Origin of the sequence: Mannheimia sp. ZY171111 (assembly GCF_017750945.1) — a bacterium.
GTDB lineage: Bacteria > Pseudomonadota > Gammaproteobacteria > Enterobacterales > Pasteurellaceae > Mannheimia > Mannheimia pernigra.
Window position 1 is genome coordinate 1,127,304 of sequence record NZ_CP046532.1, and the last position, 23,415, is coordinate 1,150,718.

The following is a 23,415-nucleotide window of genomic DNA, read 5'->3' on the forward strand; positions in this document are numbered from 1 at the left end:
TATCTCCTATTTGAAATAACGTTTTGCGTTACTGTAGCAAATATCTTTTACCATAGTGCCAAGTAACTTCAGATCATTTGGTGCTTCGCCTCGTGCTACCCAGCCGCCAATCATTTCACATAGGATTCTGCGGAAATATTCGTGGCGGGTATAGGATAGGAAGCTGCGGGAATCGGTTAGCATTCCAACAAATTGGCTGAGTAAACCTAATTGTGAAAGCTGCTGTAATTGGCGTTCCATTCCATCTTTTTGGTCATTAAACCACCAACCTGAACCGAATTGGATTTTGCCTGCAATGCCACCTGTTTGGAAATTGCCGATCATACTGCCTAACATTTCGTTATCACGAGGGTTTAAGCAGTACAAAATGGTTTTTGGTAGTTGGTCGGTTTGATCCATATTGTCCAATAAGCAAGAAAGTGCTTCAGCAAATGGACGATCGCCAATCGAATCAAATCCTGAATCTGCACCCAATAATTTGAACATTCTCGTATTATTGTTACGGATTGCCCCAATATGCATTTGCATTACCCAATTTCGTTTATGATATTCTGTACCTAACCAAACTAATAAAGCGGTACTAAATTGAGCGATTTCCTCTTCTGCAAGCGGTTGATTTTGTAATCTTTTTTGCAAAATCTGATCGAGAGTTTTTTCATCAGGAATAGGTGTAAAACGGACGATTTCAATACCATGATCAGCAGATTTACAACCCTGTTGATCAAAATGCTCAATGCGTTTTAGTAAGGCTTGTTTTAATTTATCAAAGGTATTGATCTCAATATCGGTCACTTTACCTAACTGTTCAATGTAATCATTGAATAACGGTAACTCAATTTTGAATGCACGGTCTGGTCGGAAACTTGGCACTACTTCAATATCAAACGTGTTGTCTTGGGCAATCGCTTTGTGATGTTCTAGTGAATCAATAGGATCATCAGTTGTACCTACTAATTTCACATTCATCTGCTGCATAATGCCACGAGCTGAAAATTCAGGCTGTTGCAGTAATTCTTTGCCTTGATGCCAAATTTTTTCTGCTGTTTCAGGCGAGAAAAGCGTGTTCGTAATGCCAAATGGACGGCGTAATTCTAAATGTGTCCAATGGTAAATTGGGTTACCAATACATTTTGGTACAGTTTCCGAAAATGCTAAGTATTTACTGTATTTATCTGCATCACCAGTGATTAAACGCTCTTCAACGCCTGCTGAACGCATTGCCCGCCATTTATAGTGATCACCTTCTAACCAAATTTCGGCTAAATCATTAAATTGACGATTTTCTGCGATTTCCTTTGGATTTAAGTGGCAGTGATAGTCAAAGATGGGCTGATCTTTAGCATAGTCGTGATAGAGCTTTCTAGCGGTTGGCGTTGAGAGTAAAAAATCTTCATATAAAAATTGTTTCATATAAACCTCGTTAGGCTATACACCGCTATAAGCAGAAAAACCACCATCTACTGGAATAATAACACCATTTACAAAGCTGGAATATTGGCTATCAACTAAGAACAGTAATGCACCTAATAATTCTTCTGGTTCACCAAAACGTCCCATTGGCGTATTCGTTAAGATTTTATTCGCTCGAGCAGTTGGGTTACCTTCGCTATCAAAGAGCAGTCCACGATTTTGGTTACTGACTAAGAAACCTGGTGCAATTGCATTACAACGAATCCCCACTTTTGAGAAGTAAACGGCAAGCCATTGAGTAAAGTTGCTGATAGCAGCTTTGGCTCCAGAGTAAGCTGGAATTTTGGTTAATGGCGTGAAAGCATTCATACTCGAAATATTGACGATATTTGCGCCCTCTTTACCAATCATATCTTTTGCGAAGACTTGGGTTGGTAACAATGTACCTAAGTAGTTTAAGTTGAAGACAAACTCAATACCACCTTTATCCAATTCAAAGAAAGATTTAGTATTTTCTGGCAAATCTACCTCGTGAAATTCATTATCGGTAGTTGCTTTCGGATTATTACCACCTGCTCCGTTGATTAAAATATCACAAGTTCCTAAATCAGCAGTAATTTGGTCGCGTACGGCTTTAATATTATCTAATTCTAGAACGTTAGTTTGATACGCTTTAGCAACTCCACCTTCGGAAGATATTTCATCAGCTATTTTTTGTGCAGCTTCTAAATTTAAATCAAGTAAAGCAATCTTTGCTTTGGTTTTTGCTAATTCTTTGGCTAAGAATGCACATAAAACGCCACCAGCACCTGTTACGACGACGACTTTATTTTTTAAATTGTGGTTTTGTGCAATATTCATTAATTTATCCTCTTTATTTATATTCTTATAAAAATCTATTGCTACCTTAGGTGGCAATAGATTTTTGTGTGTTTTAACTATTTAGCTGTTGGTGCTAGGGCATCAATTTTTTCTACTAAGCTGCCAATTACAGGATCTGCTTTTACTTCATCTTTCATTGGTTTAGTTGCATCAATAAATGGTTGTTTTTCAACGGTAATGAATTTAACTCCCATTTGTTCTTGTGCTTTTTTCTTCTCTTCTTCAATCATTTTCGTCCATAAATCTTTATGAGACATCATTGAATTATCCGCTGCTGTTTTTATTGCCTTTTGTTGTTCAGGTGTTAATTTAGCCCAAGTTTTTTCACTAATTAGTAGAACATCAGGAATCATAGTGTGTTCATCTTGGCTAAAGACTTTTGACACTTCACCATGGCGAGCAAGTGTTAGTGCTGTTTCGTTATTTTCTGCAGCATCGACTACTTTTTGCTGTAAGGCTGTATAAAGTTCACCATATGCTAAAGGTGTTGCTGAACCGCCAAGAAGCTCCATCATTTTTACAGCACTTGGGCTTGGTTGAACACGAACTTTTAAGCCTTTCAAATCAGCTGGCGTTCTGATTTCTTTATTTGCATAGAAACTACGAGCACCACCATCATAATAAGTTAAACCTAGGAAACCTTTACCTTTAGAAGCTTCTAAGATTTTTTGACCTACTTCGGAATCTTTTAATGCTGCGTAGTAGTGATCTACGTTATGAAATAAGTACGGAATATTAAATGCACCATAAGATGGCTCAAATGATTCCATTTCACTTGCATTTGATTTCGCCATATCTAGTGAGCCTGCTTGCAGTAATTCGATAGATTCACGTTGTGTTCCTAGCTGGCTATTTGGATAGATACGAATTACAATTTCTCCATTCGTTAATTCTTTGACTTCATCTGCCATTTTTTGCATAGAAATATGAACTGGGTGAGTTTTATCATTATTGTGATTTAGTTTTAATGTTGTTTTTGCTGACGCAGAAAATGCTAAACCTAGTGATAAAACAGTTGCTAATGAAGTTGAAAGAAGTGTTTTTTTAGTGAACATATTGAGTTCTCCTAGATAAAGTTAAAATTTCAAAATCTACAATTCGTTAATGTATCCATTAGTTGAATTGTTAATCTATCATACAAAGCTATTTTTTACATATCAAACCAAAATTTCTAAATTGGTGATCCAGATCACAAAATTAATAATTTTTTATTGCAAAAAATAACTATATTGAGCAGAATTGGTTTACCAATTTTGTTTATTGAGTCATTACTTGTTAAAGAGGGTTGTATGGATAATTTTGTATCTAAGATTGATAAAGCATTATCTGCCTTATGTGTCATCATCAGTATTCTTCTTGTTATTTGTGTTGTTTGGCAAGTGTTTTCACGATTTGTATTACAGGACCCGAGTGTCTATACCGATGAACTGGCCCGTTTTTCATTTATTTGGGTTGGTTTAATTGGAGCAGCTTATGCGTTTGGTCAGAAAAAACATTTAGCTATTGATTTATTAGCAACAAGATTAGAATCTTCGCCAGATAAATTAAGACGCCTAAATTTTGTGGTGAACTTAATTAGCTTGTGTTTCATAGTGCTAGTTATGTGTTATGGAGGCATTAAATTAGTGGTCTCTACAATAAATGCGGGGCAAATTTCCCCTGTATTAGGTATAGAAATGGGGTTGGTTTATAGTGCCATTCCATTAAGTGGTTTCTTTATGTTGGTTTATGTGATTCGTGATTTATTTACGTTAGCTAAACCAGTATCCTCATTAAATTAATATAAGGAGAACATATTATGGAATGGTCAGTTGTTCTTGTACTTTGTTCTACATTCTTTCTCTTCCTTTGTATTGGTGTACCAATTTCATTCTCTATCGGCTTAGCATCTCTAATTACTGTAATGATGTCTGTACCTTTTGATGCAGCAATTACTGTAATTACACAGAAAATGGCTTCTGGCTTAGATAGTTTTTCATTGCTTGCAATCCCATTTTTTATCCTTGCAGGTAATATTATGAATAGAGGTGGTATTGCTTTACGTTTAATTGAATTTGCAAAAGTAATAGGTGGGCGCTTGCCAGGTTCTTTGGCTCACGTAAACGTGTTAGCTAATATGATGTTTGGTTCAATTTCAGGTTCTGCAGTTGCATCTGGTGCAGCAATGGGGGGAATTATGTCTCCATTACAAAAGAAAGAAGGTTATGATCCTGCATTTTCAGCAGCAGTAAACATTGCTTCTTGTCCAACAGGGTTATTAATTCCACCAAGTAATACTTTTATCGTTTATTCATTGGTAACTGGTGGCACATCAATCGGTGCATTATTTTTAGCTGGCTATATTCCTGGTATTTTAATGGGATTATCGATTATGTTGATTATTGGTTATATTGCTAAAAAACGTAATTACCCAGTTTCACTGAAACCAACTAAATCTGAGGTGTTTAAGAAAACCTTAGATGCGTTACCAAGCCTTGGTTTAATTGTTGTTATTATGGGAGGGATAATCGGTGGTATTTTCACAGCAACTGAAGCATCAGCTTTTGCTGTTGTTTACACCCTTATTCTAGCGGTATTGATTTATCGTGAGGTATCAATTAAAGAATTACCAAAAGTCATTTTAGAATCCGTAGTTACTACTGCAATTGTATTGCTTTTAATCGGCACATCAATGGGAATGTCTTGGGTAATGGCAAATGCAGATATTCCTTATACTATTAGCGATGGTTTATTGGCAATATCAGATAATCCAATCGTGATTCTCTTAATCATCAATATTATCTTATTGATTGTAGGTGTATTTATGGATATGACACCAGCATTACTTATCTTTACACCAATTTTCTTCCCTATTGTTACCGATTTAGGTATGGATCCTGTACATTTCGGTATCTTAATGGCATTTAACTTATCAATTGGTATTTGTACGCCTCCAGTAGGTAGTGCCTTGTTCATTGGTTGTTCTGTTGGTGGTGTGAGAATCAATCAGGTGATCAAACCATTACTACCTTTCTATGCAGTCTTAATCTTAGCATTGTTATTAGTAACTTATGTGCCTTCATTAAGCCTTGCCTTACCACAATTGCTATTAGGTTATTAATCCAGGAATAGTCAATATGAAAACATTAAAAAATTGGCAGTTTAGCAAGCACGAAAATAATCGCATTGATATCCAATGTGAACGTGATATTGGATTGCATATTTTTGTATTAGAAAAAGATATTTTCCGTATAGCCTTTACCCGTAACAATGAATTTAGGGTTCCTGCAACTTGGGCGGTTAGTCCTAATACAGATGATGTGCAATGGGAAGGTAGAGATAAGTGGTCTGTAGAAGGTTTTTCATTACCTGATTATGAGGTGAATGAATCTGCAAATTCTTTAGAAATTTCGACCGCTTGTTTAAAAGTCATTGTACATCAGCCACTTTATTTGGAATGGCAGCGTAAAGTTGATGGAGAGTGGAAAACCTTTGCATCAGATCGTAAAACAGGGGCTTATCTATTCGGTATTTCTAATACTAACGTTACTCACTATCTAAATCGTAGCATGAATGAGCAATATTATGGTTTGGGAGAAAAAACAGGGAATTTAAACCGACACGGTCGTCGTTTTGAGATGCGTAATATTGATGCTATGGGCTATAACGCGGAGCATATGGATCCACTTTATAAACATATTCCGTTTTATATTACTCACGCTGAAGAAGCAAGCTACGGTATTTATTACGACAACTTAGCTCCTTGTTGGTTTGTGTTAGGTAGTGAAATTGATAACTACCACGCTTATTATCGCAATTACAAAGCCGAAGATGGTGATCTAGATTACTATATGATTTTAGGTCCGCAAATTTTAGATGTAACCAAGAAATATACTCAATTAACAGGTGGTACTATTTTTGGACCTCGTTGGAGCCTAGGCTATAGTGGCTCAACAATGAGTTATACCGATGCACCTGATGCTCAAGAACAGCTGAAAAAATTTGTTGATTTATGTCGTGAGCATAATATCCCGTGTGATTCATTCCAATTATCATCAGGCTATACTTCGATTAGCGGTAAACGCTATGTGTTTAACTGGAATTATGACAAAGTTCCACAACCGAAATTAATGAGTAAATACTTTTTGGATGCAGGAATGAATTTGGCCGCAAATATTAAGCCTTGTTTATTGCAAGATCACCCTCGCTATAATGAGATTGCAGAAAAAGGATTATTCATTAAGGATTCAGAGTCAGATAATCCAGAGCGTTCAATGTTTTGGGACGATGAGGGATCACACTTAGATTTTACCAATCCGGCAACAGTAGATTGGTGGAAATCTAATGTGAAAACCCTATTAATGGAAATGGGGATTGGTTCAACTTGGAATGACAATAATGAGTATGAAGTTTGGGACGATTATGCTAAGTGCCATTTCTTTGGTAAGGGGCTACCGATTAAACTTATTCGACCACTTCAGCCATTGTTGATGATGAAATCGTCCTTTGAGGCTCAAAAAGAGTTTGCGCCGAATCTTCGACCTTATTTGATCTCTCGTTCTGGTTCATCAGGTATGAACCGTTATGTCCAAACTTGGTCTGGTGATAACCGTACTAGTTGGCATACATTGAAATATAATATCAAAATGGGCTTAGGTATGAGCTTATCTGCTCTATATAATGTTGGGCACGATGTTGGTGGTTTCTCTGGTAATAAGCCAGAGCCAGAGCTGTTTGTGCGTTGGGTTCAAAATGGGGTAATGCACCCTCGTTTTACTATCCATTCTTGGAATGATGATAAAACAGTTAATGAGCCTTGGATGTATCCTGAAGTAACTAATATTATCCGTGATGCAATTCAGTTACGTTACCGCTTAATGCCATATATCTATAATTTACTATGGCAAGCACATACACAAGCAGAGCCAATGTTACGTCCGACATTCTTAGATCATGAGCACGATACAAAGACATTTGCTGAAAACGATGATTATCTGTTTGGTAAGGATTTGTTGATTGCATCAATAGTAGAAGAAGGGCAACGTAAACGAGATGTTTACTTACCTTGTAATTATACAGGTTGGTATGATTTTTATACACATCAATGGTATTATGGTGGAGAAACAATTACGGTTGATGCACCTATAGAGCGTATTCCATTATTCCTAAGAGCTGGTTCTATTATTCCTCTTGGTTCAAAAGGACGCTCTAACACATTGATAGATAATTACCGTGAATTATTAATTATGCCGTTTATTGATCAAGGTAAAGCAATATCATCTATTTTTGATGATGATGGAGCAAGTTTTGATTATTTAAATGGTACACATTTAACCTTAGACATTGAGTTAAATTGCTCAAATACAGCAGTTGAAGTCAATTTAACTAAAACAGGTGAATATGAGCCACAATATAAAGAACTTGTCTTTAGATTGCCTCACCCTGAGAAACGTCAATTAATTGTAAATGGCAAACCTGTTGAAAATGGCTATAAGTTATCCATTTCAGAAATTTAATTTAGATTAGAGGCATTATTAGAAACATTATGGCACCTGAAGATTTACGTTCTTATAAAAAAATAGGGCAAGAGCTAAAAGCAGAATTACTGAGTGGAGCTTATAAAGTAGGCGACAAATTACCAGCAGAACGTGATTTATCAAACTACTTCAATGTAAGTCGCACAGTGATTCGTGAGGCGCTTATTATGCTTGAGCTTGAAAATTTAGTAGAAGTTCGTAAAGGTTCGGGTGTTTATGTGATCAATTTACCAAAGGTAAATGTTGAAGAAACGGATGATTTACCCGATGTTGGACCATTTGAATTGTTACAAGCAAGGCAATTATTGGAAAGCAGTATTGCTGAATTTGCAGCAATTCAAGCAACCAGAGCAGATGTTTTACAACTCAAAGACATCTTAGAGCGTGAACGTAAAAACCTAGAGCATGGTGATGAAGACTATGTTGCAGATGAAGATTTTCACAAAACGATTGCAGAAATTACGCAAAATGAGGTGATTATTCGTATGCAGAAAGATCTTTGGGAGTATAGGACAAATAGCCCTATGTGGAAAGGATTACACGCTCATATTCCTGATCAAAGTTACCGCTATTTATGGTTGAAAGATCACGAAAATATTATTGCAGCTATACAGAGAAAAGATCCTGTGATGGCGAGAAAAATGATGTGGCAACATTTAGAAAATGTAAAACAAAAACTATTTGAGTTATCGGATTTAGACGATCCAAACTTTGATGGTTACTTGTTTAATGTTAGTCCGTTAGCTGTTAATTTTTAATATAACTATAACCAGGAGTTTACTATGGAACAAGCATGGCGTTGGTATGGACCAAACGATCCAGTCTCTTTAGACGATATAAGACAAGCAGGGGCAACAGGTATTGTAACTGCATTGCACCATATTCCCAATGGGCAGGTGTGGTCTATTGAGGAAATTAATAAACGTAAAGCTCAATTAGAAGAAAAAGGGCTGGTTTGGTCTGTTGTTGAGAGCGTGCCAGTTCACGAAGAAATTAAAACCCAAACTGATAATTTTCAACAATGGATTGATAACTATAAGCAAACATTACGTAATTTGGCGGAATGTGGTATTGATACCGTTTGTTATAATTTTATGCCGGTTTTAGATTGGACCCGAACCGACCTTGAATATGAAATGCCAGACGGCTCAAAAGCTCTGCGTTTTGATCAAGTTGCTTTTGCGGCATTTGAACTCTATATTTTAAAACGCCCAGGGGCGGAAGAAACCTATTCAGAAGCAGAGAGAGTAGAAGCCAAGACTTATTTTGAAAAAATGAGCGAAGCGGATATAGCAAAATTAACTAAGAATATTATTGCTGGATTACCAGGCTCTGAAGAAGGCTATACCTTAGAAGAGTTCCAAGCTCAGCTTGATCGCTATAAAAATATTTCGGCTGAGAAATTCCGTGCCCATTTAGCTTATTTCTTAAATGAAATTGTGCCTGTTGCTCAGGAAGTAGGGATCCGTATGGCAATTCATCCAGATGATCCTCCTCGCCCAATTTTAGGGTTGCCGCGTATTGTCTCTACTATTGAGGATATGCAATGGTTTGTTGAAACTCAATCGCTTACTGCGAACGGCTTTACTTTCTGTACTGGCTCGTATGGTGTGTTAGCCGATAATGATTTGGTTAAAATGGTAGAAAAGTTTGCGGATCGTATTTATTTCGTGCATTTACGAGCGACTCAACGTGAAAAGAATATACAAAGCTTCCACGAAGCGGATCATCTGGCGGGCGATGTAGATATGTTTGGTGTAGTAAAGGCAATTTTAACAGAAGAAAGTCGTCGTAAAGCAAAGGGAGATAACCGTTTAATTCCAATGCGTCCTGATCATGGTCATCAAATGTTGGATGATCTCAAGAAAAAAACCAATCCAGGGTATTCTGCAATTGGCCGTTTGAGAGGTTTGGCGGAAATTCGAGGTTTAGAATTTGCATTAAAAAGGGTCTATTTTAATGACTAAATTGTTTTAACTGAACGGTTCTCTTTAAATAGGAGAACCGTTTTTTTTGTTTTCATGAGAATATGTTAGAGACATTGCCACTACTCTAGTAATTTTCACCGCAATATTAAAAATTTTTCAACAGGATAATTGAGCTTTTTTAGGCATAGTAAGTTTGAAGAGTTGGTGATATATGCAAGCGGCTATTTTTGTAAGATTTTTTGCAAAAATAGCCGCTTGTTGTCTTATAGCTGCCCAATTTATGTTAAAATCCCACGTTTTTATGATGAGAGAGAAAAATAGAGTGGAACAAAATTTAGTCGAATTTTTAACAAAAACGTTAGATGATTTAAAGGCGAAGGATATTTTAGCCATTGATGTGAAAGGTAAATCAAGCATTACGGATACGATGATTTTAGCAACTGGGACATCAAGTCGCCATGTGGCTTCAACGGCGGATCGTTTGGTGAGTGAAGCAAAGCAAGCGGGAATTGAGGTTTTTGGTGATGAGGGTAAAGCGGTTGCAGATTGGATTGTGGTAGATTTCGGGCAGGCGATTGTTCACTTGTTGCAAGAAGATAGCCGTGAGATGTATCAATTAGAGAAACTTTGGGCGTAAATTGTGTTTTGAGTAGGATTGCAAGCGGTTATTTTTGTAAGATTTTTTGCAAATTATTCTGTAAATTCAACCGCTTGTGAGTATCAAGAAAATGAAAATTCAATTAATTGCAGTTGGCACAAAAATGCCAGTTTGGGTGACAATGGGGTTTGAAGAATATCAACGTCGCTTCCCGAAAGAGATGCCGTTTGAGTTGATAGAAATTCCAGCCGGAAAACGAGGTAAGAATGCCGATACTAAACGCATTCTAGAGCTTGAGGGGAGGGCGATGTTAGCGGCTGCGGGTAAGGCAAAAATCGTTACGCTTGATATTCCAGGTAAGACGTGGACGACAGAGCAGTTAGCCTCTCAGTTAGATGGTTGGAAAAATGACGGGCGAGATATTGCTTTGTTAATTGGTGGACCTGAAGGGTTGTCGCCTGAATGTAAGGCGGCTGCAGAGCAAAGTTGGTCGTTATCGCCTTTAACATTACCGCATCCATTGGTGCGTGTGGTGGTTGCGGAGAGTTTATATCGTGCGTGGTCAGTCACTATTAATCACCCTTATCATCGAGAATAGTGATTAAATTTATATGTTTGGTAAATTAGCAAAATTCATTTCATCAAATCAGCGAGAAAAGGTGCGAGACGGGCAGGCGGAAAGTAATTTGTATGCTCGCCGTTCCTTTATTGCATTTGTGGGGGTGCTTGCCTTAACGGGGGTATTGTTAGCTAATTTGTATCATTTACAAGTGGTTAATTATGATGACTACCAGACTCGCTCAAATGGTAATCGTATTAAATTGTTGCCTGTTCCACCTGCTCGAGGGTTAATTTACGATCGTAATGGTAAAGTGTTAGCAGAGAACTTAACTTATTTTGGGTTGTTTATTGTGCCAGAAAAAACGGAGAATATTAAACAAACATTAGAGGAGTTAAGAGAAGTTGTTGGGCTAACAGATGAAGATATTGAGAACTATAATAAAGAGAAAAAACGGACTTCTCGCTATACGCCGATTATGCTTAAGGGCAACTTAAATGAAACTCAAATGGCACGTTTTGCGGTGAACCAGCATCGTTTTCCAAGTTTGGATGTGCAGGCATATTACAAACGTAATTATCCTTATGGTGAATTATTAACCCATATTATCGGTTATGTTGCGAAAATTAACGAAAGGGATAAAAAAAAGCTGCAGGAAGAGGGGAAGTTCGGTAATTATGCTGGTTCTCACGATATGGGAAAATTGGGTATCGAGAAATACTATGAAGACCAATTACATGGCGTGACAGGCTTTGAGGAAGTAGAAATTAATAATCGTGGCAAGGTTATTCGCAAGTTGCGAGATCAGGCTGGTGTAGCAGGTAGTAGCATTCGCTTAAGTATTGATGTGGAATTGCAACAATATGTAATGTCGTTAATTTCAAATTATAAAGGGGCGGTCGTGGTGCTTGATCCTCGTGATAGTAGTATTTTAGCGATGGTCTCTAACCCAAGCTATGATAATAATCTGTTTGTAGGCGGCATTTCAGGTAAGGATTATAAAGCGTTGCTTGATGATCCTGAACGCCCACTTTACAGTCGTGCTACTCAAGGCGCTTATCCCCCCGCCTCTACTATCAAGCCGTTTATGGCTGTAGCGGGTTTAGATGAGGGGATAGTTACGCCCAATACCACTATTTCTGATCCAGGTTATTGGATTTTGCCAGGCACAACGCAACGCTATCGTGACTGGAAGCGAAGTGGGCACGGTGCGACTAATGTGAATAAGGCGATTACTGAATCCTCAGATACTTTTTTCTATCAATTAGCCTATAAAATGGGGATTGATAAAATGTCGGATTGGATGAAAAAATTTGGTTTTGGTGTGAAAACAGGTATTGATATTTTTGAGGAGTCCGCAGGGGTAATGCCAACCCGTGAATGGAAGCAAAAACGCTATAAAAAACAATGGGTGCAAGGAGATACAATTCCAGTTGGCATCGGGCAAGGTTATTGGATTTCTACACCGCTTCAGTTAGCAAAGGCAGCGGCTATTTTAATTAATAACGGACGAGTGAATACACCGCATTTAATGCTTGAAGTGCAAAGTAGTAATTCAGTCACGCCATATCAAGATCCGCTTCTTTATGAAGATATTAAAGGCGTGCCAGAATCGTTTTGGCATTTAGCAAAACTCGGTATGTATAATGTAAACCACGCTTCAAACGGTACTGCTCGTAAAGTATTTGCTGGAGCGTTATATCATTCAGCAGGAAAAACAGGAACGGCGCAGGTTTTTAATTTACACGGTAAAAACTACGATAAGAATGCGATAAAAAAAGAGTTGCACGACCACGCGTGGTATATCGGTTATGCTCCTTATGAAAAGCCGACAATCGTCGTTGCGTTGATTCTAGAAAATGCAGGCGGAGGTGGAAGTGCCGCCGCACCAGTGGCTCGTCAAATTATGGATTATGTGTTGAAAAAGATTGAACACTCAGATTTGCAAAATGCTGAACAAAATCGACCGCTTGTAATAGAGGGGAATTATGAATAGTAGGTTTAAGAAAATTTTTTGGAAGCTATTTTCGCTCGATCTCCTTCTATTAATCGGTTTGCTAGCGATTACCGGATATGGTTTATTAGTACTTTATAGTGCAAGCGGTGCGAATGAGCGAATGTTTACCAATCGAGTGGTACAGGTCTCACTTGGTCTTGGTTTGATGTTTATTATGGCGATGATTCCGCCTCATTTTTATCAGAAAATATCGCCGTATGTGTATGTGTTTTGCTTAATATTATTGATTTTAGTGGATTTAATTGGGGAAACCAGTAAAGGTGCCCAGCGTTGGTTGAATTTAGGGTTTGTCCGTTTTCAACCCTCTGAAATTGCGAAACTTGCTGTGCCGTTGATGGTGGCAACTTATTTGGGTAAGCGACCGCTCCCTCCAAGTTTTAAAGATACTTTTATCGCACTAGCCTTGATTGTTTTGCCAACCTTATTGGTTGCGATTCAGCCCGACTTAGGTACATCGATTTTAGTGTGTTCTGCAGGGATTTTTGTGCTCTTTTTAGCAGGGCTTAGCTGGAAACTAATTGGAACCGGTGTGGTATGTTTAGCGGGTTTTATTCCGGTTATGTGGTGTTTTTTAATGCACGATTATCAAAAAACACGGGTAATGACGTTAATTGATCCAGATAAAGATCCTCTTGGTGCAGGTTATCATATTATCCAATCTAAAATTGCGATAGGTTCTGGAGGAATTAATGGAAAAGGTTGGATGGAGGGTACTCAATCACAACTGGAGTTTTTGCCTGAGCCACATACGGATTTTATTTTTGCTGTTTTAAGTGAAGAACATGGTATGATAGGCGTTTCAGTTTTGCTGGCTATCTATTTGTTTATTATCGCCCGAGGTTTAGTCATTGGCTCTAAATCGGATTCTGCCTTTGGGCGTATATTATCGGGTGGTACGGCATTATTGTTCTTTGTTTACGTTTTTGTAAATATTGGTATGGTAAGTGGTATTTTACCTGTAGTTGGGATACCATTGCCACTGTTTAGCTATGGGGGAACCTCTTATGTTACTCTTATGGCTGCGTTTGGTTTGATAATGTCCACTTATGTACATCGTAAGCGTATTGGTAGTAACAATCCTTACGATAAACTGAAATAAATCGGGTATCAACGTTCTGAACTTTTGCTTTTTTGCGGTATCAAAAAGCAGTAAAACTATCATTGTTACAAACAATAGCGACATCCACATAGAGGAAAAAACTTATATGAGATTAGGTAAAATTGTAACCCTGTTGTTAGCTGGATTTATGGCATTTGGTTCATTAAATTCTTGGGCTGCAACAAAGCATTCAAAAGCTAATTCAAGTATTTCAATAAAAAAGCAAATAGCGTCTAAATCAACAAAAAAGAAGGCAAAAGTTGCCAAAAAAGTAACGGTTAAAACCGTGAAAAAAAAGACGGCGATGATTAACAAAAAATCGTCAAAAAAACAGCATAAACAGCTTATCCGTAAACATTTTCAAACGGGGGTAGCGAGCTATTATGCTAATAAATTTAATGGTCGTCGCACAGCAAGTGGTGAAACTTTTAGTAATGCGAAAATGACTGCTGCACACAAAACGTTGCCATTTGGCACGTTGGTTGAAGTAACCAATTTACGCAATGGGCGTTCTGTTGTGGTGCGAGTAAATGACAGAGGTCCTTACGCTCATACTAGAGTAGTGGATTTATCTTCTGCAGCAGCGAAAAAAATTGGTATGCACCGTTCAGGTATAGCAAAAGTAAAAATTGCGATTTTACATAAAAATACTCGCTCAGCTAATGCGTATTATGTAATGAATTAATATTAAGAGGAACTGAAATAAATTTATGAAAAAAATATTAGTGAAAGCAATCAGCGTTGTAGCACTTACAGTATCAAGTATTGCCTATGCTGATTTAAATACCGATTTTAATTTGCCAGCCCCACAAATTAATGCACAAACTTATATTTTGATGGATTATAATTCCAGAGAAGTATTAGCGAGTTTGAACCCAGACCAACGCCAATACCCTGCATCATTAACAAAAATGATGACAAGCTACGTAGTGGGTGAAGCACTAAAAGCAGGCAGGGTAAGTAGTAGTGATATGGTTACTGTAAGTGAAAATGCTTGGGCACAGAAATTCCCTGGTTCTTCACTTATGTTTTTAGATTTAAACAGTAAAGTATCTGTTGCAAATCTAATGAAGGGGCTGATTATTGTATCTGGTAATGATGCCTCTGTTGCCCTAGCGGAACACGTTTCAGGTTCGCAGGCTGCTTTCATTAATGAAATGAATAAATATGCACAGCAATTTGGTTTGAAGAACACCCACTTTACTACCGTTCACGGTTTAGATGATGCTGAGCAATATTCTTCAGCGCGTGATATGGCGATTATTGGTGCTCAGATTATTCAAGATCACCCTGAAGAATATAAAATTTATGCAGAAAAAGAGTTCCAGTACAATATTAAAAAGCCACAACTTAATCGCAACGGTTTATTGTGGGATAAAACCTTGCAAGTCGATGGCTTAAAAACAGGTCATACAGATAAAGCCGGTTATAACTTAGTCGCCTCTGCGGTGAATCCAAATACTCGTTTGATTTCGGTGGTAATGGGTGTTCCAACGTACAAAGGACGTGAAGTTGAAAGTAAAAAATTACTCCAATGGGGCTTTGCAAACTTTGAAACGATTAAATCACTGCCTGCGGCACAATCTGTGGCGGAGCAAAGTGTTTATTATGGCGAAGTGAACAAAGTACAATTAGGTGCTCTGCAAGATAGTTTTGTGACAATTCCAAAAGGCAGAGCCGCAGACTTAAAAGCTCGCTATGAGTTAGAGAAGAAAAATCTAGAAGCCCCTTTAGTAAAAGGACAAGTCGTGGGTAAAATGATTTACCAGTTAGATGGCAAAGATGTGGCGAGTACTAACTTACAAGTTCTACAAGATGTACCAGAAGCGGGCATTTTAGGTAAAGCATGGGATTGGATTGCCTTAACCGTTAAGAGCCTTTTTGACTAATCTTGTCATCTAGAATTTTATCCCCATTTAAGGTGGAGTTGATCAAGCGGTGTGATTTTGCAAAAAATTTGCAAAATTTCACCGCTTACCGTTTAAAATAAGGATTAAAAATGTCTCAATCAAAAGCAATTAATTTACAAGATTTACCACAAGCTAAATTAAAAGATTTATTAGCATTTCCATGCAGCCTTACCTTCAAAGTGGTAGGTGCAAACCGTGCAGATTTAGTTGATGATGTGGTTGAGGTTACGCAAAAATATGCCAAAGGCGACTACAATCCTCGTGAGCAAAAAAGCTCAAAAGGCACTTATAATTCCGTTTCCATCGATATTTTGGCTGAGAATATCGAACAAGTTGAAACACTCTACACAGAACTTGCCAAAATTAACGGCGTGAGAATGGTTCTTTAAGCAGTAAGGGCGAATTTTATTCGCCCTGAATTTTTCAATCAGTGAATGTGTGTTGGAAAACAGAAATGAAATTGATTATTCGCCAACTTGGCATTCAGCCCTACGAAGAAGTTTGGCATCAAATGCAAGCTTTCACGGATATGCGTGATGAGAAGACAGATGATGAACTATGGCTAGTTCAGCATTCTGCGGTGTTTACGCAAGGTTCTGCCGGCAAACCTGAGCATCTGCTCAATCCGAATCATATCCCCGTGGTACAAAGCGACCGTGGCGGACAAATTACTTATCATGGTGAAGGTCAGCAGATTATGTATGTGCTGATCGACATCAAACGCCTCAAAGCTCAAGGCAAAGAAGTGTCGGTACGAGAATTAGTCACCGCCTTGGAGCAATGCGTGGTGAACACATTGGCGGATTATGGTATTGAGGGCTACCCCAAGGCGGATGCACCAGGGGTTTATGTAAATGAGAAGAAAATTTGCTCACTTGGTTTACGCATTCGCAAAGGCTGCTCTTTCCACGGTTTAGCGTTGAATATTAATATGGATTTAACGCCATTTGGCTACATCAATCCGTGTGGTTATGCAGGGCTTGAAATGTGCCAGTTAAGCGAGTTAATCAATCAAAATGGTTTAACTTGTGAAGCGGTCTCTCCCAAATTAGTCGAGCATTTCAGTGCAATTTTGGGCTATAATGACATACAATTTATTAACAACTAGGATATAAAATTTTAATGGTTACGGCTACAGCTCAAGTTACGGCAAAAAAAATGAGCCCTTTTAAAATGGAAAAAGGGGTGAAATATCGTGATGCCGCTAAAACCTCCGTTATTCAAGTCAGAAATATTGATCCAGACCAAGAATTACTGAAAAAACCAGAATGGATGAAAATTAAACTGCCAGCAAATTCAGCAAAAATTGATAGCATTAAAAATGGGATGCGTCGCCATGGCTTACATTCTGTTTGTGAAGAAGCCTCTTGCCCGAACTTGCACGAATGTTTTAACCACGGTACGGCAACTTTTATGATTATGGGCGCAATTTGCACCCGCCGTTGCCCATTTTGTGATGTGGCACACGGTAAACCGCTACCGCTCGATCCTGATGAACCACGCAAAGTGGCAGAAACAGTGCAGGATATGAAACTCAAATATGTAGTTATTACCTCTGTCGATCGTGATGATTTGCCTGATCGTGGTGCAGCTCATTTTTCGGCAACGGTGCGTGAAATCAAAGCGTTAAATCCAAACTGCAAAGTGGAAATTTTAGTACCAGACTTCCGTGGTCGTGTTGAACAAGCGGTCGAAATTCTGAAACAAAATCCACCTGATGTGTTCAACCACAACTTGGAAAATGTGCCACGCTTATATCGTGAAGTTCGCCCGGGTGCGGATTATAAATGGTCGTTAGAGTTGCTTAAAATCTTCAAGCAAGAGTTCCCAGATATTCCAACTAAATCAGGCTTAATGGTAGGACTTGGCGAAACCAATGAAGAAATTCTTGACGTAATGCAAGACTTGCGCGATCACGGTGTAACAATGCTTACCATCGGGCAGTATTTACAACCAAGCCGCCACCACTTAAAAGTGGAACGTTATGTGCCACCGGCGGAGTTTGATATGTTCCGTGAGGAGGCAGAAAAAATGGGCTTTGAGCACGCAGCTTGTGGACCATTTGTTCGCTCTTCCTACCACGCTGATCTACAAGCGAAAGGGGAGTTGGTTAAATAAAACGATAAGGGCGAAGGATATTCGCCCTTATTTTTTCTAGCCAAAGAGCAAGAGAAGAACATTCATTTATACTTTTAGCTCTGTTTGCTGATACTCATACCCAAATTCGTTCGTTTTCCCTTTCGGCACAAATTCAAACAAATGCGTAATGCAATTTGGTGCGTCGCTGTCTTGGTGAGAAACAAAGAGTAACTGAGTTTGGCTATTGGTAACCAATTGTTCGATAAAGTGTTTGACTAATTTACGATTTACGCCGTCTAAGCCTTGTAATGGTTCATCTAAAATTAATATAGGTGGGTGTTTTACCATTGCCCTTGTGATTAGCAGTAAGCGTTGTTGCCCCCAAGAAAGTGAGCGAAATGGTTTTTTGGCAAATGCGGCTAGGTTTAATCGTTCTAACCATTCCACTGCTTTTAATTGCTGGGCATTTGGTACTTGTTGATAAACGCCAATACTGTCAAAAAAGCCAGAGAGAATGACATCAATTGCCGAGCAGTTTACTCGATAATCCATATGTAATTGGCTGCTTACATAACCGATGTTTTTCTTAATATCCCAGATGGTTTCGCCACTACCACGTTGGCGGCCAAATAATCGTACTTTGTTTGCATAAGATTGTGGGTGATCGCCTGTGATAATGGAAAGCAAGGTCGATTTCCCTGCCCCATTTGGACCTTTAATCCACCAATGTTGTTTAGGTTGAACCGTCCAAGTCAGGTTATCAAGAATTTTCTTCTCGCCATATTGGATATTCACATTTTCCAGCTCAAATGGATTGATGTTTTCGGGCAGTGCAACAAGCAGAGAGGCACTTTCGGGCAGGGGGACATTGACATTATCTTCTGCAAATTTTAGCTGAGAATAGACCGCTTGTTGTTCTATTTCTGCTCGCTTTCCTTGCAAAATGAGCGATAAGTTATCCAATACCGCAATATGATCAGCGGCATCGGGTATATCATTGAAACGATTCACAATGAGCACTAATGCCATTTTAGTTTGAAGTTCAGAAACTAATTGCGTCCAATATTGAACTGATTGTTGATCTAAGCCTTCAAAGGGTTCGTCTAAAATGAGTAAATCTGGCTCGTTTACTAACATTTGACAGAACAACACTTTGCGGCTTTCCCCAGTGGAAAGATGAATAAAAGGCTGTTCCAACAAATGCTGAATATGCAATTTTTCTGCGTATTCCTCACATAAGGCGGTTTTGTTGCTGCCGTTTAAAATTACTTGGCGTGCGGTTAAACCGAAATCATCGGGGGAGATAGTATCGTTGTTACGATCTTTTAAAATTTGCTCAATCATTTTTTGCTGCTGTTCAAACGAAAGCAGTTGAATATTTCGGAAGCTGTTGTCATATTTCCCTGCATAAAGAGAGAGCTTACGTTGCAGAGCAAGTGAAAAAGCCGTTTTGCCCGAGCCGTTTCCGCCCACTATCACCCAAAATGTATTTGGCTGAATAGTGAGTTCATCAATCGTTAGTTTTTGATGTTTAGCAAGCGAAAACTGAGCATCTTTAATGGTTAAATGGGGTGAGTGCATTGTTATTTTTCTCTGAAATTAAAGTTGTTTGCCTACTTTAAACCAATCTGCTCGACCATTTAAGAAATCTTGCACCGATATCGGTTTCTTTCCAGCTGGTTGCAGTTGGGTAATATTTAACACGCCTTTTTGAGTGGCAATTTGAATTCCTGTTTTATCTACATTCAAGATTGTGCCAGCGGTTTTATTTTGATGGGGTAGTACGGCTGCTTGATGTACTTTAATGCTTTGTTCAACGCCATTAACGTCTAGGGTTAAAAAACTCATCGGCCACGGATTAAAGGCACGAATGTTTCGTTCTAGCTGTGTAGCAGATAACGTCCAATCTAATTTTGCTTCTTCTTTAGATAATTTTTCCGCATAGTTAGATTGGCTTTCATCTTGTTTTTCTGCCTGGAACGTTTGACTCTCTAAGCTATTTAATACTTCCACTAACGCAGATGGAGCAAGTTCTGCCAGTTTGGTGTAAAGTGAGGCGGAGGTTTCATTTGCCTCAATTGGCGTGGTGACTTTGTGTAGCATATCACCCGTGTCTAGGCCTACATCCATCTGCATAATGGTTATACCCGTTTCATTATCACCAGCCCAAATGGCACGTTGAATCGGAGCAGCCCCACGCCAGCGTGGTAGTAGTGAGCCGTGAACATTTAAGCAGCCATATTTAGGTGCATTCAGGATCGCTTCAGGTAAGATCAAGCCATAAGCAACCACTACCATTACATCAGCATTTAAGGCTTTAAGTTCTGCCTGTGCTTCAGGGGTACGCAGAGATTTTGGTTGATAAACAGGAATATTGTGAGCTTCCGCCAGTTGTTTTACAGGGCTTGCTTGCAATTTTTTACCACGTCCAGCGGGTTTATCGGGTTGGGTGTAAACTGCAATCACATTGTGTTCGCAATCCAATAAAGCGTGTAAATGTTGAGCCGCAAAATCGGGTGTACCAGCAAAAATAATATTGAGTTTTGACATAGTGTTATTTGTTTACGTTATCAATGAAAAGGCTATTAAACCACTAAACAGCACAAATAAAAAGTAGCTTGAATGTGGTATCATTACAAGGTTAAACAAAAGAGAGCTAGCAATGGAATTTTTTATCCCAAAGGCAGATGCCATTTTTGAAGAAGAGATCAAAAAAAGCCGTTTTATTACCTATCTCCGCCATACTGAAGGAATGGATCAGGCAAAGGCGTTTTGGCAAGAGCTAAAAATGCAGCATCCACACGCTCGTCATTGGTGTTGGGCAACGGTTGCTGGTACGCCGAATGATTCTCAGCAGTACGGTTTTTCTGATGATGGAGAGCCTTCTGGCACAGCAGGTAAGCCGATGCTTAATTACTTATTAGGTTCGGGCTTAGGTGAAATTACGGCGGTGGTGGTGCGATATTATGGCGGTATTCAGCTTGGTACAGGTGGGTTGGTAAAGGCCTATGGAAACGGTGTACAACAAGCATTATTGCAGCTAGAGCGAATGTGCAAAGTTTTGCGAAAAAACTACCGCTTGCAGTGTGAATATGAGCAGTTTAATACGATTTCACATTTAATTAGTGGACGAGATATTAACATTATCGAGCAACACTTTGAGGAAAAAGTGCATTTGTTGCTTGCCTTCAACCCGAAAGAATTTGAGCCGTTTTCTGATGAGCTAACCCAACGTTTTTCGGGCAAACTGACTTTAATTAAAGAAGATATCTAATTTATGCAATTTTTTTCCATTATTCGTATTGTCGGTATTTTAGTGATGTGCTTTTCCTTCACAATGCTTGTGCCAGCAATAGTTGCCTTGATTTATGGTGATGGCGGCGGGCGAGCCTTTTTAGAAGCTTTTGTGTTGAATTTTGTAGTGGGTACGCTACTTTGGTGGCTGTGTCGCCATAATAAAAATGAGCTACGCTCCCGAGAAGGCTTTTTAATTGTAGTCTTGTTCTGGGTGGTGCTAGGATTACTGGGGGCTGTGCCTTTTATTATTTTAGAAACCCCCGATCTCAATATGGCGGAATCGATTTTTGAATCTTTTTCTGGCTTAACTACCACTGGGGCAACGGTGATTACAGGGTTAGATAGTCTCCCGAAAGCAATTTTATTCTACCGCCAATTATTACAATGGCTTGGTGGAATGGGGATAATTGTTTTAGCAGTGGCAATTATCCCATTACTGGGTATTGGGGGAATGCAGCTTTATCGTGCAGAAATGCCTGGTCCGCTCAAAGAGCAAAAAATGCGACCTCGTATTGCAGAAACGGCGAAAGCGTTGTGGATGATTTATTTCAGTTTAACCTTATTATGTGCTTTTGCTTTTTGGCTAGCAGGAATGAGTGCTTTTGATGCGATCTCACATAGTTTCTCAACGGTTTCGATTGGCGGATTTTCTACTTACGATGCGAGTATTGGCCATTTCAATAATTCTACAATCAACTATATTACCGTCTTTTTTCTGTTACTTTCTGCTTGTAACTTTGCCTTACACTTTGCTGTAATTGACCGCTTACGTGACAAGCAATCCAGAAAAAGAGGCGGTATCCTAAGTCGCCTTTACTGGGGCGATTATGAGTTTCGTTTCTTCTTAATGGTTCAATTAGGGCTGTTTTTGATTTGTACGATAGTGTTGATGGCGTATAGTTACTTTAATAATACTTCAGTAACCATTATACAAGCATTATTTCAATCGGTTTCAATTTCTACCACTGCAGGTTTTACTACTCACGATTTTAGCCAGTGGCCTTCTTTCTTACCAACTTTATTGGTGTTATCTTCTTTCATTGGTGGCTGTGCAGGCTCAACAGGTGGTGGTTTGAAAGTAATCCGTGTATTATTACTCTATTTACAAAGTAAGCGGGAAATCCACCGTTATATCCATCCTAACGTAATTCAGCCTATTAAATTCGGCAAACATGTTCTATCTGAGCGAGTTGTTGATGGCATTTGGGCGTTTTTCTCAGCTTATTTCTTTGTGTTTGTGATTTGTTGGTTAGGCTCTATTGCCTGTGGAATGGAAACTTTCGATGCTTTAAATGCGGTAATCGCAACACTAAACAACTTAGGACCAGCATTAGGCAATGTGAGCAGCAACTTTACTCAGGTGCCTGATAGTGCAAAATTGGTGCTCACTTTTGCGATGGTATGTGGGCGCTTAGAAGTATTTACGTTGCTAGTGATTTTAAGCCCTGTATTTTGGAAAGACTAATGAAAACCTTAATTCTCTATTTTACGACCGATGGTCAAACGAAAAAGATTGCTGAGCGACTAGCGGATGTGATCACACACGAAGTGGAGCTGATCTCCCTTAAGGATCAAGCGGTCGATTTTGCCAAAAAAATGGCAAATGTTGATCAAGTTGTGATTGGTGCCTCCATTCGTTATGGACATTTTAATCCGTTGGTTTATCAATTTATCGAACAGCATTATGCTATGTTAAATGAAAAGAAAACGGCATTTTATGGCGTAAATCTGACCGCTCGCAAAGCGAATCGTAACACACCTACCACTAATACTTATATACGTAACTTTTTGGCTAAAGTGAAATGGCAACCAAACTATGTTGAAGTGATTGCAGGGGCGTTGTTCTACCCACGCTATCGTTTCATTGACCGTATGATGATTCGCTTTATTATGAAAATCACTAAAGGCGAAACAGACGTCAGTAAAGAGTATGAATATACGAATTGGCAACAGGTGGAAGAGTTTGGCAAAAAATTAAGCGATCAGTTAATTTAAGCACAAGCTAAATTGAACCAGTTTAGCGGATTTATAAAAAAGCGATGTGAGAGAAATCTAAACGAACTTTTGGGGCTATTCAGAAAATGAAAAAACTGACTATTGCTAGTCAGTTTTTTCTATCT

22 protein-coding genes are annotated in these 23,415 nt (G+C 38.7%); 17 read left to right on the forward strand and 5 right to left on the reverse strand.

Annotated elements, in window-relative coordinates; genetic code table 11:
- Nucleotides 1–6: 6 nt before the first annotated feature.
- The 3 genes from uxaC to GM698_RS05410 all read right to left on the reverse strand — a co-directional run bounded on the left by uxaC (nucleotide 7) and on the right by GM698_RS05410 (nucleotide 3,347).
- Entirely contained in the window at nucleotides 7–1,410 is a 1,404-nt protein-coding gene (gene uxaC, locus GM698_RS05400; RefSeq protein ID WP_209289063.1) for a glucuronate isomerase, read from the reverse strand.
- A 15-nt stretch (nucleotides 1,411–1,425) separates the two neighbouring features.
- Nucleotides 1,426–2,271 (reverse strand): SDR family oxidoreductase, encoded by an 846-nt coding sequence (locus tag GM698_RS05405; RefSeq protein WP_025247015.1) that lies wholly within the window; start codon nucleotides 2,269–2,271, stop codon nucleotides 1,426–1,428.
- A gap of 77 nt (nucleotides 2,272–2,348) precedes the next feature.
- Entirely contained in the window at nucleotides 2,349–3,347 is a 999-nt protein-coding gene (locus tag GM698_RS05410; RefSeq protein WP_176809471.1) for a TRAP transporter substrate-binding protein, read from the reverse strand.
- A gap of 234 nt (nucleotides 3,348–3,581) precedes the next feature.
- Here GM698_RS05410 and GM698_RS05415 point away from each other — a divergent pair, with 234 nt between their 5' ends.
- The 14 genes from GM698_RS05415 (at nucleotide 3,582) to lipA (ending at nucleotide 18,037) form a co-directional block, all read left to right on the forward strand.
- The gene (locus GM698_RS05415) at nucleotides 3,582–4,073 is read left to right on the forward strand and encodes a TRAP transporter small permease (RefSeq protein WP_176809472.1); all 492 of its coding nucleotides are present in this window, start codon (nucleotides 3,582–3,584) and stop codon (nucleotides 4,071–4,073) included.
- A gap of 17 nt (nucleotides 4,074–4,090) precedes the next feature.
- Complete coding sequence (locus GM698_RS05420; protein WP_176809473.1) at nucleotides 4,091–5,392, forward strand: TRAP transporter large permease; 1,302 nt, start codon at nucleotides 4,091–4,093, stop codon at nucleotides 5,390–5,392.
- Between the two features lie 16 nt (nucleotides 5,393–5,408).
- Complete coding sequence (locus GM698_RS05425) at nucleotides 5,409–7,787, forward strand: TIM-barrel domain-containing protein (RefSeq protein ID WP_176812042.1); 2,379 nt, start codon at nucleotides 5,409–5,411, stop codon at nucleotides 7,785–7,787.
- A 29-nt stretch (nucleotides 7,788–7,816) separates the two neighbouring features.
- The gene (locus GM698_RS05430) at nucleotides 7,817–8,566 is read left to right on the forward strand and encodes an FCD domain-containing protein (protein ID WP_176812041.1); all 750 of its coding nucleotides are present in this window, start codon (nucleotides 7,817–7,819) and stop codon (nucleotides 8,564–8,566) included.
- A 24-nt stretch (nucleotides 8,567–8,590) separates the two neighbouring features.
- Nucleotides 8,591–9,775: a mannonate dehydratase gene (gene uxuA / locus GM698_RS05435; protein ID WP_209289064.1), complete on the forward strand. Its 1,185-nt coding sequence runs from the start codon at nucleotides 8,591–8,593 to the stop codon at nucleotides 9,773–9,775.
- A 283-nt stretch (nucleotides 9,776–10,058) separates the two neighbouring features.
- Complete coding sequence (rsfS, locus tag GM698_RS05440; protein WP_371739877.1) at nucleotides 10,059–10,373, forward strand: ribosome silencing factor; 315 nt, start codon at nucleotides 10,059–10,061, stop codon at nucleotides 10,371–10,373.
- A gap of 91 nt (nucleotides 10,374–10,464) precedes the next feature.
- On the forward strand, nucleotides 10,465–10,932 hold the full coding sequence (gene rlmH, locus GM698_RS05445; protein ID WP_159628767.1) for a 23S rRNA (pseudouridine(1915)-N(3))-methyltransferase RlmH: 468 nt from the start codon (nucleotides 10,465–10,467) through the stop codon (nucleotides 10,930–10,932).
- A gap of 13 nt (nucleotides 10,933–10,945) precedes the next feature.
- Nucleotides 10,946–12,889, forward strand: a complete 1,944-nt coding sequence (gene mrdA, locus GM698_RS05450; protein ID WP_159628766.1) for a penicillin-binding protein 2 — start codon at nucleotides 10,946–10,948, stop codon at nucleotides 12,887–12,889.
- Complete coding sequence (gene rodA / locus GM698_RS05455) at nucleotides 12,882–14,009, forward strand: rod shape-determining protein RodA (RefSeq protein ID WP_176807764.1); 1,128 nt, start codon at nucleotides 12,882–12,884, stop codon at nucleotides 14,007–14,009. The genes mrdA and rodA overlap by 8 nt, the downstream gene beginning before the upstream one ends.
- Before the next feature lie 106 nt (nucleotides 14,010–14,115).
- Nucleotides 14,116–14,694: a septal ring lytic transglycosylase RlpA family protein gene (locus GM698_RS05460; protein WP_209289065.1), complete on the forward strand. Its 579-nt coding sequence runs from the start codon at nucleotides 14,116–14,118 to the stop codon at nucleotides 14,692–14,694.
- A gap of 25 nt (nucleotides 14,695–14,719) precedes the next feature.
- Nucleotides 14,720–15,898, forward strand: coding sequence for a serine hydrolase (locus GM698_RS05465; RefSeq protein WP_176807762.1), 1,179 nt, complete (start codon nucleotides 14,720–14,722; stop codon nucleotides 15,896–15,898).
- Nucleotides 15,899–16,008: 110 nt separating this feature from the next.
- The gene (gene ybeD / locus GM698_RS05470; protein WP_209289066.1) at nucleotides 16,009–16,308 is read left to right on the forward strand and encodes a DUF493 family protein YbeD; all 300 of its coding nucleotides are present in this window, start codon (nucleotides 16,009–16,011) and stop codon (nucleotides 16,306–16,308) included.
- Nucleotides 16,309–16,373: 65 nt separating this feature from the next.
- On the forward strand, nucleotides 16,374–17,027 hold the full coding sequence (lipB, locus tag GM698_RS05475; protein WP_209289067.1) for a lipoyl(octanoyl) transferase LipB: 654 nt from the start codon (nucleotides 16,374–16,376) through the stop codon (nucleotides 17,025–17,027).
- A 14-nt stretch (nucleotides 17,028–17,041) separates the two neighbouring features.
- Nucleotides 17,042–18,037 carry a lipoyl synthase gene (gene lipA / locus GM698_RS05480; protein ID WP_209289068.1) on the forward strand — a complete coding sequence of 332 codons (996 nt, stop codon included), beginning with the start codon at nucleotides 17,042–17,044 and terminating at the stop codon, nucleotides 18,035–18,037.
- Between the two features lie 66 nt (nucleotides 18,038–18,103).
- On the opposite strand, the gene modF is transcribed toward lipA, so the two are convergent.
- Nucleotides 18,104–19,579 (reverse strand): molybdate ABC transporter ATP-binding protein ModF, encoded by a 1,476-nt coding sequence (gene modF, locus GM698_RS05485; RefSeq protein ID WP_209289069.1) that lies wholly within the window; start codon nucleotides 19,577–19,579, stop codon nucleotides 18,104–18,106.
- 18 nt (nucleotides 19,580–19,597) lie between these two features.
- Nucleotides 19,598–20,548: a methionyl-tRNA formyltransferase gene (fmt, locus tag GM698_RS05490; RefSeq protein WP_176807758.1), complete on the reverse strand. Its 951-nt coding sequence runs from the start codon at nucleotides 20,546–20,548 to the stop codon at nucleotides 19,598–19,600.
- Between the two features lie 112 nt (nucleotides 20,549–20,660).
- Between fmt and GM698_RS05495 the strand changes: the two genes are divergently transcribed.
- From GM698_RS05495 to hemG, 3 genes are read left to right on the forward strand one after another with little or no spacing between them, the layout of a single operon-like run.
- Nucleotides 20,661–21,272, forward strand: coding sequence for a YigZ family protein (locus GM698_RS05495; RefSeq protein WP_176812036.1), 612 nt, complete (start codon nucleotides 20,661–20,663; stop codon nucleotides 21,270–21,272).
- Nucleotides 21,273–21,275: 3 nt separating this feature from the next.
- Complete coding sequence (locus GM698_RS05500) at nucleotides 21,276–22,760, forward strand: TrkH family potassium uptake protein (protein WP_176807756.1); 1,485 nt, start codon at nucleotides 21,276–21,278, stop codon at nucleotides 22,758–22,760.
- Nucleotides 22,760–23,290, forward strand: coding sequence for a menaquinone-dependent protoporphyrinogen IX dehydrogenase (hemG, locus tag GM698_RS05505; protein WP_209289070.1), 531 nt, complete (start codon nucleotides 22,760–22,762; stop codon nucleotides 23,288–23,290). Before GM698_RS05500 ends, hemG begins: the two co-directional genes overlap by 1 nt.
- Nucleotides 23,291–23,415 lie beyond the last annotated feature (125 nt).

What these genes read in the sequence shown, in the direction of transcription:
- uxaC (WP_209289063.1), bottom strand. Translation starts at nt 1,410, where the DNA reads ATGAAACAATTTTTATATGAAGATTTTTTACTCTCAACGCCAACCGCT.
- GM698_RS05405 (WP_025247015.1), bottom strand. Translation starts at nt 2,271, where the DNA reads ATGAATATTGCACAAAACCACAATTTAAAAAATAAAGTCGTCGTCGTA.
- GM698_RS05410 (WP_176809471.1), bottom strand. Translation starts at nt 3,347, where the DNA reads ATGTTCACTAAAAAAACACTTCTTTCAACTTCATTAGCAACTGTTTTA.
- GM698_RS05415 (WP_176809472.1), top strand. Translation starts at nt 3,582, where the DNA reads ATGGATAATTTTGTATCTAAGATTGATAAAGCATTATCTGCCTTATGT.
- GM698_RS05420 (WP_176809473.1), top strand. Translation starts at nt 4,091, where the DNA reads ATGGAATGGTCAGTTGTTCTTGTACTTTGTTCTACATTCTTTCTCTTC.
- GM698_RS05425 (WP_176812042.1), top strand. Translation starts at nt 5,409, where the DNA reads ATGAAAACATTAAAAAATTGGCAGTTTAGCAAGCACGAAAATAATCGC.
- GM698_RS05430 (WP_176812041.1), top strand. Translation starts at nt 7,817, where the DNA reads ATGGCACCTGAAGATTTACGTTCTTATAAAAAAATAGGGCAAGAGCTA.
- uxuA (WP_209289064.1), top strand. Translation starts at nt 8,591, where the DNA reads ATGGAACAAGCATGGCGTTGGTATGGACCAAACGATCCAGTCTCTTTA.
- rlmH (WP_159628767.1), top strand. Translation starts at nt 10,465, where the DNA reads ATGAAAATTCAATTAATTGCAGTTGGCACAAAAATGCCAGTTTGGGTG.
- mrdA (WP_159628766.1), top strand. Translation starts at nt 10,946, where the DNA reads ATGTTTGGTAAATTAGCAAAATTCATTTCATCAAATCAGCGAGAAAAG.
- rodA (WP_176807764.1), top strand. Translation starts at nt 12,882, where the DNA reads ATGAATAGTAGGTTTAAGAAAATTTTTTGGAAGCTATTTTCGCTCGAT.
- GM698_RS05460 (WP_209289065.1), top strand. Translation starts at nt 14,116, where the DNA reads ATGAGATTAGGTAAAATTGTAACCCTGTTGTTAGCTGGATTTATGGCA.
- GM698_RS05465 (WP_176807762.1), top strand. Translation starts at nt 14,720, where the DNA reads ATGAAAAAAATATTAGTGAAAGCAATCAGCGTTGTAGCACTTACAGTA.
- ybeD (WP_209289066.1), top strand. Translation starts at nt 16,009, where the DNA reads ATGTCTCAATCAAAAGCAATTAATTTACAAGATTTACCACAAGCTAAA.
- lipB (WP_209289067.1), top strand. Translation starts at nt 16,374, where the DNA reads ATGAAATTGATTATTCGCCAACTTGGCATTCAGCCCTACGAAGAAGTT.
- lipA (WP_209289068.1), top strand. Translation starts at nt 17,042, where the DNA reads ATGGTTACGGCTACAGCTCAAGTTACGGCAAAAAAAATGAGCCCTTTT.
- modF (WP_209289069.1), bottom strand. Translation starts at nt 19,579, where the DNA reads ATGCACTCACCCCATTTAACCATTAAAGATGCTCAGTTTTCGCTTGCT.
- fmt (WP_176807758.1), bottom strand. Translation starts at nt 20,548, where the DNA reads ATGTCAAAACTCAATATTATTTTTGCTGGTACACCCGATTTTGCGGCT.
- GM698_RS05495 (WP_176812036.1), top strand. Translation starts at nt 20,661, where the DNA reads ATGGAATTTTTTATCCCAAAGGCAGATGCCATTTTTGAAGAAGAGATC.
- GM698_RS05500 (WP_176807756.1), top strand. Translation starts at nt 21,276, where the DNA reads ATGCAATTTTTTTCCATTATTCGTATTGTCGGTATTTTAGTGATGTGC.
- hemG (WP_209289070.1), top strand. Translation starts at nt 22,760, where the DNA reads ATGAAAACCTTAATTCTCTATTTTACGACCGATGGTCAAACGAAAAAG.